Raw genomic sequence first — 16,122 nt, forward strand, 5'->3', positions numbered from 1 at the left:
TTGAGAGAAGAATTAGCTCGTACGTTACTTAACCACTACCCGAACCCGGTCAAGATTCTGTATACGGGCAAAGGGGGTGCTGGCGTCCCCCTGCCGTTGGGATACGGCGCGCAAGGTGGTAAAATAGGTGCCGGGTTTGCTGAAAGTATGCGTGGTTTTCACCGTTACGGAAGCGCTCCCCTTGCCTGCCGTGACGATCTTACCAACCATGGGAAACGTACCCGCCCCGTCAAAGTCCCAGTCTGCCGACACCACTTTCCCGGTGTTACCTGGCACCTCAATAACTGCCGTGAAGTTGACCGGTTTGCCGACGGCAACTTCTATGCGTTTCTCCCCATTGACGGTCAGAGCGATTACCGGCTGAATTCCTTTCCGCGCTGATGCATTTGCCGGAACGGCTACCTGGCCGTCGACTACGTTGTAATTTGTCGTAGCGGGTGGGGCTACGCCTTTTTCAACCCACAGACTCAAATCACGCAGGGCCTGCTGCAATACCCCCAGGTAACTAACCAGGTGCGTTGGGTCGCCGGGACGGACAAAATCAGCATGATTGGCGTGGTCGGTAAACCAGAGTCGAAAGTGATTGTCTGTGCTGTCTCCCAGGGCCTGTTTCACTTTTGAGCGGTACCAATCGGCCTGCCAGGGATACGCTTCGCTGTCCCAGAGCGATTCCAGTACAATCATTTTGCCCGTAAACTTGCCCTTTGGCAGGGAACCCGTAGCGCCCTGGGTGAACAGCGGACCTAGTATCATCGGACGTTGCGGATAAAGCGGTTTGCCTTCCGCGTCCCGGAACTGGTCCCAAACCGGGTAGTCTTTTCCGGGTACCTGGTGACGGTGGTAGGTTTGAGCGGCTAGAAAGTTGGAATTATCCACCTGCACGGTATCGCCCGGCTTAACCAGGGCTAGCACCTTCAGGTCATTACTGCCCAGCATCACCTTATCGCCTGCTACCTGGGTTAAGAGTAATGATTTTCCCGCAGCCGCTCCACTTTTGATCAGTAAATCACCGCCCAGAAACTGAACCGTAGGCAATGCATTCTCCAGTTGAAACGCTACCGGCATCATTCCGTCTTTTTCACCCAGGTCTTTCCAGGCGGCATCGGCTGAACCATGGGCTTCACCCGGTAGAGGCCCCTGCATGAGCCCAAGCTTGATGGCCTCCTTTTCCGGGATAGCCAACTTTATCTTGCTCACCTGCTGGATACGCCCCTTTAGCAGCGAGGCCGGTGGATTCGCGCCTAAATAGCCAGGAACGCTCCAGAAATCACTAAAATATTTTTTATCGACGATGAGCATACCTGGGTAGATGGCCGTAAACGCGTGAATGCCCATGGTTTTATAAGTAAACCACGCTTTGGGTGGAAACCCTAGTTTAGTTACTTCACGAAGCGCCTGTTGCTCTTCGGCAGTAAGACCCGCATACGTATCCCCATTGCCCCCTGGCTCTAATGCATCGACAATCTGGGGAAACTTGTCTTGCAATACCCGCATCGCATGCATGCGGACGGTAAATACGTTGGGCAATGCCATCGGGGAGCCAATCACATAGGGCACTACCCCATCCCAAACACCCTGGGTGTTTTCAATCGAGCCAATGGTGCGATAGGCACCACCACTGCCACCAAAGGCGTAGCCATAGGGCCTGCCTCCTCCGTACTGCTTAGCGGCTATCACCCGGGAGTAGTTCGCTGCGGCCGCATTGGCCCGGTACGCCCCAATACTGGCGTCCGCCCCAAAACCGGGCATAGCCGCTTTACCACCCCCGTTGGTTTCGACAAAATAAGCACCGCTGGCCATGGAAAAACCAATCTTATCTCCTTCTCCGGTAGCGCCCTGGGATAAATTTTCGTTGTCCGGTACCGGTGTTATGTATTGAAAGAACCGGCCCTGATAGGCTTCTTTGATCGGATAGTAAAACGAGAAACGGGTGTCAGTGCCTTTAAAACCACCGTGTACGTAATAGTGGCGTACTGGTTTATCCCGCCACTCCTCCATGTCCACGTATGGCTTGTTAAATAGCGTATCAGGTTTGGCAACCGATTGGCCAATTGTCCGCCCACTGCTTCCTATAAACAGGAACAGATAAGCCAGCAACTGTATATAATTTTTATTCATGGTCTTAGGCAGGAATGCCGACAATGCCAAGCATTGTTGGTTACCCGATCAGGCAGATCGGCGCGATTTCATTTTTTTCTGAATAAAGTGAGTGGCATATCTGGGGTTGAGCCGGTAGAGCCAGTCGAGGAATTTGGCATCTTTCCCCACAATCACCCGGAATTGATTCCGTTCCATGCCAGCCAGTATCTGTTCAGCCGCTTTCCCGGCAGAGAGAGTCCTACCGGCTGAATCACCGCTTGCTTTCGGTTTGCCCAGACCTGAATTCTCGGTAATGTTGGTCGCAATGGCCCCGGGGAAGACCACCGTGACGTGGACGGTCGTATCCCGTAGTTCGGCGTATAAGCCTTCGGTAAACAGCTTGACAGCCGCCTTTGCTGCTCCATAAAGGGCTTGACCGGGGAAGGGGATAAACCCACCCATACTCGATACATTGGCAATATGCGCTTCTGGACGAAGTAAAAAGTGGGGCAGGAAGGATTTAGTCAGGTAGAGTGTGCCGTAAAAATTGACCGCAAAAACCCGATTTATCTCGTCCATGGAAAGGTCGTTAACAGGCTTAAATGGCTGAATGATCCCCGCATTATTGATGAGTCCATCGACCACCCCGAAATGGCCAATCACCGTATCGGGCAGCTGAGCAACCTGCTCTTTATTGGTAATATCAAGGGTAAATCCTTTAAAACGGTCTTCGCCAACGCCAGCCAATTCCTGCGTTTCAAGCAGGGCATCGGCGTTAATATCAACGCCAGCAACAAACGCTCCTTTCTGTAGTAAATGCAGCGTCAATTCCCGGCCGATTCCGCTACCCGCCCCCGTTACGACAAACGTTTTCGTTGTGATTTGCATGATGAATGAAAAGAAGGGGTGGGGGTATGCCCTTATCAGGCATGTAAGTAGCGCTGATGACTATTCAGCTGAACCGTTACGACTCCCAGGTAAGTTATTTTGCTGGGAGTCGTAACGGTGATTTATTCTGAAATGGTTACGGTTCACTTCTTAATGCGCACGGCGGTGGCATCGAACATGTTCATCAACTGCCCTTTCAGATGGTCGTCATCGGTCTTGGCTAGTTCAATGGGAACCTCTCCGGCCTGCGTCGTATCCATATAGAGGGTGAGTTTTTTGCCGGGTTCTTCTTCGATCTTGCTAATGGGGGTGGCCTCCGTTTTTTTACCCGTTGGGTCTTTCAACTCGCCGGTTAGCTTACCGTCCTTTCGAACCAGGTCGGTAACAAACTTGGTGTCGCCATCGGGCAAGCCCACGACGGTGATTTCCCACTTACCAGCAAAAAAGTCTGTAGGCGGTGTCGTGGTTTGTGAATACCCTTTCACACAAAGGGCTACCATAAAGACGAACAGGAATAGGCTTACTTTTTTCATTATTTTAATTGTTTAAACCGTGAAATACATTGAAAACTGATGATTATCAACACATTGAACTACCAATAATATCAATTTGTAAAATTTACTGAATAAAGGTAAGAAGGTTTTTTCAATTAGTAAAATTTACTGAATTATTTTTTTACTTTTGGTGTATGAACTCACGAGAAGAACTAGACGATTTTGTTAAAAACGGCCATCAGCAGTACTTACCTCACCTCAGTATTGACCCCGTTATTTTTGGTTACCACGATCAGCAGCTGAAGATTTTGTTGCTTGAATGGATTGGCCATAACGGCTGGGGACTACCCGGCGGCTTTATCCAGCGGAGAGAACCCCTGAGTCAGGCCGCTAACCGCATCCTGAAGGAGCGAACGGGCTTAGACGATGTCTTTCTGCAACAGTTCCACACCTTTGGCGATTCACCGTATCGGCTTGAGGATCAAAGTGCCCGCGAGTTATCGGAGAAACTGGGCCATCAAATCCAGGATAGCTGGCTATTTGAGCGAACCTTGTCGATTAGCTACGTTGCCTTAGTGGATTACTCAAAGGTCATCGTCACTACGGACTTCTTTACCGAAGGTTATCAATGGTGTGATATCCGGGAGATACCTCCGCTGTTATTTGACCAGAATGAAGTCGTGGAGAAGGCCTTAGCCACCCTTCGACGCCAGCTTTTTCACGAGCCCATTGGGTATAATCTGTTGGCCGAAAAATTTACTCTCCCTGAGATTCACGCGCTTTACGAAACGATCCTAGGCAAAAAGCTCGATCAATGGAATTTTGCCAAAAAGCTCGTGAATCTGGGAATCATAAAACGATTAGCGGAAAAACGCTCGATCGGTGCCCATCGATCTCCCTTTCTTTATCAGTTTGAAAAAGAAACCTATGAGGCTGCCCTAGAGCAGGGGATCGTTCAAACGTACTAATCGTGAACGGGTCATTTTCAGGCCACCCTTTTCGCTCGCCTGGATCGAAAAAAATACGGCTTCCCACTACTTGACTACTAGGTAGTGGGAAGCCCGTACGCCGGACCGATCAGAATTTAAAGACGGCCGTTAAGTAGTAACTACGAGGCTGCACCGACAGGATGGAGTAGGCCGCGTTGGGATCAGCCTCCCGCTTCGCTGGCGTGAACCCTTGTGGGTCAATAGCCGAAGGAAAGCCGCCCGGCGGGGACCAACCCATCACGCCGATACTATTAAACACATTGTTCACATTGCCTTGCAGGGATAGGGCTTTGGTGAGGTTATAGGTAAAACCAGCATCGAATTGGCTATAGGCTGGTAGCTCGAATGCATTGACGACATTCGCGGCACGGCTCCCCATGTAACGATAGTTTCCAAAGAGCGAAAACTTGTCGATGGTGTAGGTAGGGCCAAAATTTATCATCAGGTTGGGCACGAATTCGGCCCGGTTACCCGAAACATCTACGGCCACATCGTCCTGGGGGCCGGGTGCTCCCGTATTCCAAAAAGCCCATTTTTTGGTCGTTGACTTCTGGGCCGTGATGGCGGCTCGAAAAGACAGGTGATCCGTGAGGCTGTAGTTGCTTTCCAGCTCCAGCCCATACGTTTCCACCGAATTCAACAGGGCGGGTGTGTTGTACGTCGTATTATCGGGGTTAATTCCAGGGGTAGTGACTCGGATGTTACTGAGCAGGCTGTAAAAGGGCGTCGCAAACACGTTGTACTTGGCCCGCTGCACCTTAATGCCCGCTTCGAGCTGCTGCACGCGCTGTGGGCTTACGTTAACGCTGGCCAGTGCCGCATCCGTATTCAGGCCAATGAAGCTACCCAGGTCAGGGGCTTTACGGCCATCCGAATAGCGGATGTACAGGGACAGGTCCTGGGCCCACCGGTAATTGAGCGCCCCGGAGTACGAAACGGTTTCGATCGTTTTAGCAACGGCTAGTGGGGCTGCGCCTGCCACACCAAAAATATTGTCATACACCGTAAGTGGGTTGCCATCGGCTCCACCATAGCCCGGCGTCGCCCGCGCCGGGTTGGTCACGCTGACCAGCGTGGTGCCGTTGATATTCACATTATCGTAGCGAAGGCCACCATCAAAGACTAGCTTGGGAATGACCTTCCAGGTTAGGGATGCGAAGCCCGAGAGTTGTTTTTGCCGGAAATCACTCGTATTGAACCCTCCCCCAGTACCGCCCAGCGATGCCACCCCCTGCGGGTTCGTAAACTGGTAGCTTTTCCCGTCGAAGCCCACGGCTGAAACATCCAATTGATGGGGACCGTTTTCAATCGTGCTTAAGGTAGCCCCGGCCGTACCACCCAAACTTTCAATATGGGAAACCCCAATGTAGGTGCCGACTGTTGCGCTGAGCTTGTCATTGAACTTCTTGGTTAGGCTGGCCTGGTCAATCACTTCCCGCACGTTGATCGTGCCTTTCGATAACAGCGAAAGGAGCACCGAATTGGCCTGTACATTTTGGCCGGGAAGGTCAGCGGTGGAACCTGGAATGAAATTAAAGCCCGCAAATTGTCCGCCCACGATGTTAGGGGCCTGGGTTACCGTAGCCAGCGTCCGCCCCGTCAGGTGGTCTTTGAACGTATACGAGCCAAACGTACCTAGGCCTCCCAGCAGTACATAGGGATACAGTGAGGTGAGGGCTACCGGTGAGGTAAAGGCGATGCCGTCGCTTTCCTGACGCTTACTGCTGTACTTCACATTATTCTGAAACGACCAGCCCCTGCCCAGCGCATGGTTCCAGTCCAGCCCAATGGCTCGGTCCACCGAGCGGTACAGGTTGGCGGGATTATAGCGATCGAGGGTAGTGGGGGAGTTAACCGGATAATCAAACACCAGCGATTTGTTGGTTGAAAACGAATCCGTGTTCTTGAGGCCCGGGGCGACCTGGGGGTTGTTAAAATTAGTGGCTGGCAACTGCTCAAAGACGCCGTTGCGGTCATCAAGGTACTTGGCGTATACTTTGAGGGACCCCTTGGCGTACGTTTTGACGATGTTAAATTTTCCCTGGCCACCCTTATTCAACGGGTAACCGACGTAGCGAGCGCCGTTGGCATACCGGTAAAAGCCGCCCACGTTATAGGTTAAATCCCCTTTTTCGGTAAGCTTACCGCCCAGGTTCACATCGGCCCGGTAAAAAGGCTGCCCGTTGCCTTCCAGCCCAAACTTGGTCCGCACTTCACCCGAAAAGTCTGGGCTGCCAACCTTCGACACGTAGTTGAAAATGCCCCCCGGCGCGTTAGGCCCCGTGATGGCTGCCGAGCCACCGCGAACGGCCTCCAGCCTCCCCAGCGTGGCATCGGCCCGCAGAAAGAAATCAGGACCGAAGAAGCCGCCGTTAAACTGGACGTTGGTTACCGGCAAGCCATCCTCCTGCATGGAGACATAGTAGTAGCCACCGGAATTGGTGCCCCCAGCCGATACTCCGCGTGAATACACCTGATTATTGACTTCACCCCTTGCCGCGTTAACGAACACCCCCGGCACGTTTTTGAGCAAATCAGAAGCACTTACCGGAACTTGCTGGGCTATCTCCCGGGCCGATAGGGTAGAAATAGCAATGGATGCATCCATCCGCTCCCGCTTATCAAACACACCCGTTACGACGACCTCATTGAGGTTAGAAGCCGTTTCTTCCAGCCGTACGGTTAAGTTTTCACTACCTGGAACACTTGTCCTTACCTCACGGGTCGTGAAGCCAATGGCCGAAATAACAACGGTGTAATTGCCGTTGCTCATATTCTCTAGGGTAAAGATGCCATCGGCGTTGGTGGAAGTACCTTTGACAGTGCCTTTTAGTACTACGGAAGCCCCGACGATGGACTCTCCTTTGGCATCACTCACTTTGCCCCGGATCACGCCCTGAGCGAATGCCGCATAACTGTTCGACAAAAACAGTAAGACTAGCCCCAACATACAGGTAGCCGGTCTAAAAAAGTAACTTGTTTGCATAGGATCGTACAAATAGGTAAGACTGGGAATAATGTCATTTTATCCTCAAAGTTTAGTATTCACTTCGCGGCAACTGTCCCCAACTGTCCCCCAAGTCATGCACTTCATAAATAGAATTTTGCCTTGTTTAAAAATAATTTTTCTCTAAAAACCCCTCCGTTCGCTCAAAACAAGGTTTTTCAAATTCACTACGTGTCTATATAGCTAAAAAATAATTATGTAAATTTTACTAAATAGATATTTTCCATATCTTTATTATGTAAAAATCACAGAATAGGGTTTTGTCCGTTCTACTCTTGCCAATTAGCAACGGAATATTTTATCGAAGCTCATCTCTACCCCGGTTACAATCGCACACGATTATGCTAGGTCCCATTGCTATTAACAATCTATCTCCGTTGCCAAAATACCGGCAAATCATCAATTCAATCATTAAAGGAATTGAATACAACTCGATTGGTCCGGGAGAGAAGCTGCCTTCCATTTATGAATTATGCAATCAGCTTGATGTGAGTAAACGAACCGTCGAGCGGGCCTATGACCAGCTAAAAGAGCAGGCTATTATTGAAAGTGTCCATGGCAAAGGCTATTACATCAATCACTCGAAGTTGGGTCGAAGCCAGAAGATTTTTTTACTCTTCAATAAACTCAGCGAACACAAAAAAATGGTTTACGATGGGTTCGTAGATCAGTTGGGAACAGACTCAAAAGGGAATCCAATCGCGGTGGATTTCTACATTTATAATAACAACTACGAAACCTTTAAAAACTTACTGTTGAATCACTTACAAAGCTACTCACACTATGTTGTGGTCCCTCATTTTTATGATAATCAGGAGAAGGCCGCTCTCTTACTGAATCAGTTACCGAAAGACAAATTGATCCTATTGGATAAGCTAGTTGAGGGCGTTACCGGCAATTACGGTTCAGTGGTTCAGAATTTCGAAAAGGACCTCATACAGGCACTCACAGAAGCGCTGCCTTTACTGAGCAAGTATACCACCCTGAATATGTTGTTCCCCAAACATACCTACCAGCCGAAAGCGATCCTAAAGGGTTTCTATCAGTTTTGTTATGAGTATAGCTTTAAAGCCAATGTTATTTATGACGTTGAACAACTTACGATTCAACCGGGGCACGCTTATATTAATTTAATGGAGGAGGATTTAGTCACGGTCGTCAAAAAGACAAAAGCGACAAACTACCAAGTCGGCAAGGATATTGGCATTCTTTCCTACAATGAGACGCCCCTGAAAGAGGTTCTCCTGGATGGCATTACGGTGATGTCTACCGACTTTGACCGCATGGGCCGTACAGCCGCCAATCTAATCCGGACGAACGAATGTCGACATTTGGAAAATCCATTCCGCCTAATTACCCGCAACTCATTATAAGCAAGGTCTATGATCGTTCCATCAAATGGCATTGACTCCAATGTTGGAAAGCCGGCAAGGAGTCTACTCAACCGTATGCGACTGATGAAGTTTGACAGGTCTTATAATTTAGTGTCTCGTGAAAACGCTCCTATCTGAGACGAAGCTGATTTGGCTGTCCATAACTGAGCATTCATATAATGGGTTTAACAGGAGTTGGGACACTAGCCATCAAACTTCTTAAGGGCTTCTGGTGTAACCGGCGTAAAGAAGTTCACCAGATTGCCATCTGGATCTCGGAAGAGTAGTGAACGATTACCCCAAGGCATCGTAGTCGGCTTCTGAATGATCTTGTCACCTAGCATGTCGGCTAGCTTTTGATACTCACGATCAACATCCTCCACTCGGAACTCGATTATGGCGGAGTGGTTACTGGCGGCCTTGGCGATATGGTCTCCTCCGAACAATTGCAAGGTGCGTGTGCTGCCGAAGGCTAAGGTTGCTGAAGGCGTATGTAATTCGGCGAAATCATCGGTATACTGGGTCACTGGTAGGCCAGTGACCTGCTGATAGAATCGAATCAGGGGTTTGATATCAGCGGTAATAATCCGAACGGAAGCAAAATTCATGGTGTATGTGAGTTTGTTCTGAGTCTCACAAAGTAAAGTTGGTTGACTGACAACGGTATGTCAGTAGAGATTTGACACGCACTCATGTAGTAGCGTCTCTTCAAACGCTGATTTAATAAGCTGGTTTACAGCTGTGTTAACTTTTACAACGTCATTAGCACAATCTACTCATGCGGTACTGGGACAAAAGCTACTGACTTTAGAAAACCACCCCCTGCTACTAACTGTCCGCGTTGATATACTGGGCTATCCCAGATAGTTAGTATTTAACCAACCGCTTGACGGTCCTGTGGTTGGCAAACTGAAGTTCGACAAAATAAATGCCAGCCGCTAATCCGGTTAAGCTAACCTTAAACGAACCGGGGGCCTTAACGGTCTGGTTGGCTACTTGCTGACCTGATTCGTTGGTGATGCGTAACTCATAAGGGCTAAAGCACAGATCCGTTATTCGCAATTCGAATACATCTTTAACTGGATTTGGATAGACCTCAATATTAGCCCCCGTACATTCGTCGTTCTGATCAAACGAACAGGTTTGGGGCGCTAATCCATCGAAATAGTGCTGCATGAAGTTAGGTAAGGTACCGAAATTACCTACCATTCCCCTACCCAATTCGGCTACCTGTAACTGAACATCACAGCCAAAACCTGGTTCATTAGGCTGGTTGATAATTAAAAAATGGCGACCCGAAGTGAGGCTTGATGAACTGGCATTGGCATTAGCGGTCGCATAAATTCGACCATCAGGACCGATTTGTAGCTGTGCGGCCACAAAATCGCCTTGGGTTTGTGCGCTGGCCGAGGAAAAATTGGAGTACGGATTTTGGTACAACACACTCTTCCCTGACGCTTTGATGGCATCCACTGAGCCCGCTCGTAGATCATACTGCCGAACTAGTTCAGGCTTGTCCTCAGTGACCACCGCCCTGGTTCGGGTCGTGACATAGAGCTTCGAGTTATCAGGGGAGAAGGACAGACCGTATTGCAGGCGAAGATCCCCTAAGTTCACATCGTTCGTCAGTTGACCCGTCGTGGCGTCAAAGTCAAACAACTCAAACGGATGGGCCTGACTACTCAATGTTGTACACGCTAGCTTCTGTCCATCAGGGGAAGCCTTGATCTGACCCACTTCATTTTTTTGAATCACCGAGCCAATGTGGCTGGTATCGGCCCGGCCAATACCGGCTGAGGTGATGGGATAAACCAAAAACGCATCACTTTCGGCTAGATGCGTTAGCAGCCAGTAATCGCGGCCGTTCTGATGGCGAATGGCGGTTAGCCGATTGGCAAAGCCCTCTTGGCAATTTTTCTGACTGGTTACCACATCCCCGTCGCCTTCCTGAAGACGCATGTCAATGATAGAGTAGTTTAATCGGGAATGATTGGCGTAGCCAGCGTCCAGGGAATCATTGCCCGAAAGCCGGAATAAATAATAGCGGAATGGTTGTCCAGGGACGGGCACGATCAACGCGATTTGTGGGGAGGTGTCCTCCCCTTCAAATTTGGCCGCAAACGCTCCATTGGGCATTACCCGGTGGTTTTTATCCCAGACCTGATAGCTGTTGGTATAAAACAGTAACTGTCCGGTGAGAGGCTCGGACATTACGGCTGGCGAGACATAGCTCAGGGTCATCTGACTGTTATCGAGGGCTACCGGCTGGCAATCAGTGCTAAACTCAAGTCCGGCATAATCACCGAAGTACCAGGTATTGGCTTCTTTCTGAGCCAATGTGAGATGCGTACTTAAGCTTACCAGCAGTAGAGTCAGCGCCAATTTCAGACTAGGCATGTTGTGATGAGTAGAAGGATCTTTGAAAACAGTAAAACAACCCAGCGCTCTACCAACCGTCACTAGGTATTATCCCCCGTTTAATAGACCAGTGATAACTTTTATAACCGCCAAAGTGCTTAATTGAAGGGACAAGTCATTTCGTTAGAACAAAGCCGATTTCATTATTGGTATGCACTACGCTAATATGAATGCGATCACATGCATTGCTAACTACATAATAGTACTCGGCGCTAGAGCTGGCATTCGTACCATCTTTGAACGTTCGGTACACCACAAATAAGGGCTGGGTATAATCCGAAAAAGGGCTATTTACGAGTGGCTTGTACGTTTTGCTTCGAATCGAACCACTACTCAACTCGTTGGCAAATAAAGTATCGGGGTCAACGATATTGCCTTTGCGATCGAAGGTTACCGTGCCTTTTTGGCCGCCCCTGCCGATCCCACCGGTAGCCAGAGTAGACTCAAAATGCCATGTGCCGACGATATTTTGGTCAATAGCAGGTGGTTGGCAGCCACTGGTTGGTATAGAATGGTCCGGTAGCGTTAGGGGATTTAATTCTTCCTTACAGCCAGTCAAACCCGTAAGAAGTAGCAAACGAAGTAGCGTTGTTTTCACTTACAGCATGTTTATTGCCATAACGTCTAAACCATGGTTAGTGTATAATCCCATTAGCTTTTGCCAAAACAAGGCCAAAAGGTTCCCACCAGATAGATTCAAAAAATGTCAACAGACTCTTGCCACAGGCACTGATTTTATATTAAGGGACTGAAGTGAGACAAGAAGCGTTAAGTCCGTCGGAAGCATACTTGAAATGATTCTATTGCTACGGACATTTCTCAAACTCTCTATGTTGGCTGTCTGGCATTGCGATTGTGAAATTTGTTTGGCTAATCGAGACAATAGGAAAACGCTCATCTTGAATGGGTATCAGACCATTTGTGATACCAGCATAGCGAATGACAAGAATATCCTTCTCGATCCAATATCGATAAGGTTGACTTTGCGCTAGCTGACACACTTTTAAACTGTCTTCAACTCTATTCATATACTCCTTTTCAAAAGTCCAGCGACTATAAGTCTTTCCACTTGAAGATGGAGCATTCCAGGTGCCGATTAACTGATTCGGCTCAACTGACAAGCTTTGTTTGTCATGGCAACCTGCCATGATCAATAGAAGTATCCACGCAACTTTTCTCATATTCACTTCATAAATGTGGTAACACCTTCATAACATGAAGACCGTTTTCACCCACAAAGCGTTGGAATTGAATTGGTGTATAAGTGCTGTGGCTACGGCCCGCCGCTGCGGTTGAAAAAGTTAAAAAGTGGTTCGAATTTTTCGATTCACCTCCCAACGCTTAGAAGTAGAATTTCTTAATTAAACAGCAGGTCTCCAGTCAAATGTAGCAGGACCACTTCTTAAATGAGCATTTAATTGGACAGCTTGTCTCAGTAAGAGTCAGCTACTTTCCGTAGCATACGGGCAACACAGGGCTAGTAAAAGGACAATGCTTGAATTAATTAACCTCTTGTCCTTTTACTAGCCCTCTTGGTTTGACTTTAACCTTGGCTAACCAGCTAGAAGCTGCTTGTTCACTTTGTAAAGCTAAACGTATTGATCCGCAACTCACGCTCGAGGGCATTCACCTTACTGGACGTTGTTTTCTCTTCGTAAGCAATCTGTTTAACCACTTGGCCCTGGGCATCAAATTCGTAGCTGTAGACAATTACGCTCTTGTCGGGCATGACCGCTGGCATATTGAAGGCTGATTGTTCAACCCGGGTTAATTTGGTAACCAGGTTCCGGCTGGGACGACCCTCTTCAACAACGTAAGGATTGGGTAAGCTTGGCTTGGTCAAGTCATATTCGTAAGTCGTTGTGGTCGTACCATTCTGACCACCACCCAACACTTCTTTGACGATATTACCATCAACAATGGTCCGTCCTTGGCTCAAGAGTCGGCCATCCGAGTCATAGGTACCACTGGCCAGATAGCCTTGCTGATTCAGGGGATATATGGATGGAGTTCTGGGAGATAGATTCAGGTAAGTCTTTAGTAGCTGATTGTTGGTATAGGCATACTCCCATTCGCCGTTGTAGGAGTAGGTGTCGTCAGGACGATCCGGATTGATTGCCTTGCGGTTAATCAGTCGTTTTTGATCGTCGTAGCGGAAGAGGTCCTCACTACGGCCTGCTTGTTTAAACAAGGTATTCTGATAGGTGATGGTTGGATTGGGAAGGTAGACATTGGCTGGTTCAAAGTAGTAGGTAGTGGCTACTTTAGTTAGGAGGTAAGCTGGCTCATCGGGCGTTACGGCCGCGTTAGGTGTACAGGCGGCTAGGCCTGATAGACAACCAGAAATGAGTAATAGGCGGAGCCTGGTTAAGGTGAAGAGGTGAGTAGTCATGTGCATCGAAAAGCGAATGTGAGTTAAAAGGAGATTATTTTTGGAATTTTAAAATTATAACAAATTGATTAATTCAAGATTTGCAAGTGAGCCGAGTAATAGACAACATTTTCAAATTATTTGCGGTGGAAAATCGATCTCAATAAGCTTAAAAGTAGACTAGTTCAGACTTTTTTAACAGCCACTACCATTATGATAATCTGAAGAGAAAATCACCTTAGTTTTTCTTTACGATGATTTTAATCGTGTGCTGCTTACCGGGAAATAGATGGCCATCATAGTGGTAACCGGGTGGAAAGTTGATCATCGCCTCTGGAATGGCTGCTTGGACCGTATCGACGGAATAGTACTGCCCCTGGATTTTATAGCTGAAGGCCCATTGCAGTTCATAGCCTAAACCACCTAGTCCCCCGGATTTGAATAAGCCTTGGTAGGAAAAAGCCCCGTTCTGATCCGTGTAAATATCTTGACGAGATACTTGATTGGAAACGCCAAAGCCTGTCCCTTTTTTGGCGACAATCGTTAGGGGGTAATCCTGGACGGGTTCTCCCGTGTTGAGCAGAACCGTTCCTGTTACGGACGTTTCTTTATCAACAGCCGTAAAGCCACAGCTTAAACAACCGGTGAGTAAGGCCACTAGAAGGCTATACCTCACTGCTTTTATCGTTTTCATCGCCTGAAGACCAGAAAAGGGTTTAACCGTTGGAAATGTGTTGTATACGTGGAGTGGTTGTTTCAAGAGCCGATACCCGAGTCTGATAACTCCTAGAGCTAACCATTTTTAGCCATTTTGCCTCCAGAAATTAGCTACCTAACTAGGCACCTTTGTTTCAATTTAGACTTTTGCCATAGCCATATGTGTTATAAAACGACTCTGTGAAAAGTGTCTAATTAGGGTTTGTATTCCACTAAAGTTCGTCGGTCGCTCAGATTGTCAACAATCTGGCTACAACTACTTGTAGATTGATCTAAAGCCAAACCATTACAGAAAATCGATCCATCACAGTGATAAAGGGCCAGATTGGAACCATTGATGTAACGAGCGCACCTATAAACTGCGTAGACGGTTTGTCCCTGATGCGTACCCTGTACGATACTGGAGCCCGTGCCATCATCTCGGTTTAATTTCTTCAACCAAGTTAAGTCTTGTAAGGGATTATTTACCCCACAATTATTCGGGATAAATTCTGCTTGATGACAAGAAGCAACTAGCAGTATCAGCACAAGCCATTTCATACCATTACTATTTGGTAATTAGACGCCTTAATTAAGCATAGGGTTGGAACGTATACGCTTGAAGTTGTATAACCAATAGTAAAGCCTCGATTTCTAAGTAAAGAGGAAAAAGGTTAATGCCAATTCATAGGGTATAGCCGTAACGTTTCCAGTGATACCAGATTTTTGATCTATGAAGGATGTATGAGTACCTCCGCTGATATACTTAATTGCAACTACCAAAGTGGGCTACATGTCAAATAGCCCGCTTTAAGTCAACCGAAAAGGTGTAAATCTGCGTTAGAATGGCCTTATTGACCAACTGAAACCATGCGTTTTCATTAGATTACAAGGCAAATCAAAATGAACGTTTGTGCTTGTCTATCAACGTTTTATATTCCTATTTAATAGGTGGCCCGCTTGGGCATTTGCAACCCTGATTCGGCTTTTAAGGGCAAGCCGTTTCTGAGATACCGGTAATCGTAATAAAGGCCCCTTGGTTACAAAGTATGTACTCTTTTTGAGGATACCCCCCGTCTTTATAGGTAAAATAAAGCGAAGAATCAGTACCCTTAAACCGAGCGAGTACAGTGGGTAAGGTGCCCTTAAAGACCGTTGAATCAAGACTAGCTAATACACAATTTTGATAATCTTTGGTAGATCCCTTCCAAGATTTGCCTATTGGAGCCTTATCCAAAAGCTGAATGATTACCCCTTCACAAGATATACCTAGATACTTCCCCTTGACGCAGGCTACATTTACCTCATTAGCCTTTCCACAGTGAAAAGCCGTAAAAGTGAAAAGCAGTACTACAACCATTGACGATTTCATAAAATAGCTATCAAGTTGATGCCCTAGTAGAGTCTATATCAGACTGATTCGTTGCAAACTTAGTTCGATTCGGAACCTGTTGGGGTCATATTGTCCTGATCCCCTAAATGTGAGCCAGTGAAAAATAGAGTAAAAAACTTAAATTTCACTGGTAATTGGAAAGGGAATGAAAGCAGGACGATTTAGTGAATCGCAGATCGTGGCGATTCTTAAGCAACAGGACAGCGGCCAAACGGTCGCCCAAATCACGCGGGAACATGGCGTGAGCGAAGCTACTTTTTATAACTGGAAAGCTAAGTACGGCGGCATGCAGGTCTCGGAAGTGAAGCGGCTCAAGGATCTTGAGGAAGAAAATAGGCGCTTGAAGAAGATGTACGCTGAGTTGAGTTTGCAACACGAGATTACGAAGGAAGCTCTCCAAAAAAAGTGGTAGGG

12 protein-coding genes and 1 pseudogene are annotated in these 16,122 nt (G+C 47.7%); 3 read left to right on the top strand and 10 right to left on the bottom strand.

Features of this window, described 5'->3' with window-relative positions; all coding sequences use genetic code 11:
- Nucleotides 1–24: 24 nt before the first annotated feature.
- The 3 genes from BM202_RS33690 to BM202_RS33700 form a co-directional block, all read right to left on the bottom strand.
- Entirely contained in the window at nt 25–2,118 is a 2,094-nt protein-coding gene (locus BM202_RS33690; RefSeq protein WP_093834547.1) for a PKD domain-containing protein, read from the bottom strand.
- Between the two features lie 48 nt (nt 2,119–2,166).
- Nucleotides 2,167–2,967 (bottom strand): SDR family NAD(P)-dependent oxidoreductase, encoded by an 801-nt coding sequence (locus tag BM202_RS33695; protein ID WP_093834549.1) that lies wholly within the window; start codon nt 2,965–2,967, stop codon nt 2,167–2,169.
- A gap of 143 nt (nt 2,968–3,110) precedes the next feature.
- Nucleotides 3,111–3,500: a hypothetical protein gene (locus BM202_RS33700; RefSeq protein ID WP_093834551.1), complete on the bottom strand. Its 390-nt coding sequence runs from the start codon at nt 3,498–3,500 to the stop codon at nt 3,111–3,113.
- Between the two features lie 155 nt (nt 3,501–3,655).
- Between BM202_RS33700 and BM202_RS33705 the strand changes: the two genes are divergently transcribed.
- Entirely contained in the window at nt 3,656–4,429 is a 774-nt protein-coding gene (locus BM202_RS33705) for an NUDIX hydrolase (protein ID WP_093834553.1), read from the top strand.
- Between the two features lie 109 nt (nt 4,430–4,538).
- On the opposite strand, the gene BM202_RS33710 is transcribed toward BM202_RS33705, so the two are convergent.
- Nucleotides 4,539–7,436, bottom strand: coding sequence for a TonB-dependent receptor (locus tag BM202_RS33710; RefSeq protein ID WP_093834555.1), 2,898 nt, complete (start codon nt 7,434–7,436; stop codon nt 4,539–4,541).
- 362 nt (nt 7,437–7,798) lie between these two features.
- Here BM202_RS33710 and BM202_RS33715 point away from each other — a divergent pair, with 362 nt between their 5' ends.
- Entirely contained in the window at nt 7,799–8,830 is a 1,032-nt protein-coding gene (locus tag BM202_RS33715; protein ID WP_093834557.1) for a GntR family transcriptional regulator, read from the top strand.
- A gap of 203 nt (nt 8,831–9,033) precedes the next feature.
- Here the strand turns inward: BM202_RS33715 and BM202_RS33720 are convergent, their stop codons facing one another.
- The 6 genes from BM202_RS33720 to BM202_RS33745 form a co-directional block, all read right to left on the bottom strand.
- On the bottom strand, nt 9,034–9,438 hold the full coding sequence (locus BM202_RS33720; protein ID WP_093834559.1) for a VOC family protein: 405 nt from the start codon (nt 9,436–9,438) through the stop codon (nt 9,034–9,036).
- A gap of 259 nt (nt 9,439–9,697) precedes the next feature.
- Nucleotides 9,698–11,227, bottom strand: a complete 1,530-nt coding sequence (locus BM202_RS33725) for a T9SS type A sorting domain-containing protein (RefSeq protein WP_093834561.1) — start codon at nt 11,225–11,227, stop codon at nt 9,698–9,700.
- A 136-nt stretch (nt 11,228–11,363) separates the two neighbouring features.
- Entirely contained in the window at nt 11,364–11,846 is a 483-nt protein-coding gene (locus BM202_RS33730) for a hypothetical protein (RefSeq protein WP_093834563.1), read from the bottom strand.
- A 208-nt stretch (nt 11,847–12,054) separates the two neighbouring features.
- Nucleotides 12,055–12,429: a lipocalin family protein gene (locus BM202_RS33735; protein ID WP_093834565.1), complete on the bottom strand. Its 375-nt coding sequence runs from the start codon at nt 12,427–12,429 to the stop codon at nt 12,055–12,057.
- Between the two features lie 395 nt (nt 12,430–12,824).
- A complete protein-coding gene (locus tag BM202_RS33740; protein WP_093834567.1) occupies nt 12,825–13,640 on the bottom strand; it encodes a hypothetical protein in 816 nt (271 codons plus the stop codon).
- Nucleotides 13,641–13,857: 217 nt separating this feature from the next.
- The gene (locus BM202_RS33745; protein WP_093834569.1) at nt 13,858–14,313 is read right to left on the bottom strand and encodes a hypothetical protein; all 456 of its coding nucleotides are present in this window, start codon (nt 14,311–14,313) and stop codon (nt 13,858–13,860) included.
- A 1,540-nt stretch (nt 14,314–15,853) separates the two neighbouring features.
- Between BM202_RS33745 and BM202_RS33755 the strand changes: the two are divergent.
- Nucleotides 15,854–16,114: pseudogene (locus BM202_RS33755) on the top strand (transposase); the annotation flags it as partial.
- Nucleotides 16,115–16,122: the final 8 nt, after the last annotated feature.

Source organism: Spirosoma endophyticum (assembly GCF_900112365.1).
In the GTDB taxonomy this organism is placed as follows: Bacteria; Bacteroidota; Bacteroidia; order Cytophagales; family Spirosomataceae; genus Spirosoma; species Spirosoma endophyticum.

Bases quoted from the DNA above. Each gene is read 5' to 3' on its own strand.
- BM202_RS33690 (WP_093834547.1), bottom strand. From the start codon at position 2,118: ATGAATAAAAATTATATACAGTTGCTGGCTTATCTGTTCCTGTTTATA.
- BM202_RS33695 (WP_093834549.1), bottom strand. From the start codon at position 2,967: ATGCAAATCACAACGAAAACGTTTGTCGTAACGGGGGCGGGTAGCGGA.
- BM202_RS33700 (WP_093834551.1), bottom strand. From the start codon at position 3,500: ATGAAAAAAGTAAGCCTATTCCTGTTCGTCTTTATGGTAGCCCTTTGT.
- BM202_RS33705 (WP_093834553.1), top strand. From the start codon at position 3,656: ATGAACTCACGAGAAGAACTAGACGATTTTGTTAAAAACGGCCATCAG.
- BM202_RS33710 (WP_093834555.1), bottom strand. From the start codon at position 7,436: ATGCAAACAAGTTACTTTTTTAGACCGGCTACCTGTATGTTGGGGCTA.
- BM202_RS33715 (WP_093834557.1), top strand. From the start codon at position 7,799: ATGCTAGGTCCCATTGCTATTAACAATCTATCTCCGTTGCCAAAATAC.
- BM202_RS33720 (WP_093834559.1), bottom strand. From the start codon at position 9,438: ATGAATTTTGCTTCCGTTCGGATTATTACCGCTGATATCAAACCCCTG.
- BM202_RS33725 (WP_093834561.1), bottom strand. From the start codon at position 11,227: ATGCCTAGTCTGAAATTGGCGCTGACTCTACTGCTGGTAAGCTTAAGT.
- BM202_RS33735 (WP_093834565.1), bottom strand. From the start codon at position 12,429: ATGAGAAAAGTTGCGTGGATACTTCTATTGATCATGGCAGGTTGCCAT.
- BM202_RS33740 (WP_093834567.1), bottom strand. From the start codon at position 13,640: ATGACTACTCACCTCTTCACCTTAACCAGGCTCCGCCTATTACTCATT.
- BM202_RS33745 (WP_093834569.1), bottom strand. From the start codon at position 14,313: ATGAAAACGATAAAAGCAGTGAGGTATAGCCTTCTAGTGGCCTTACTC.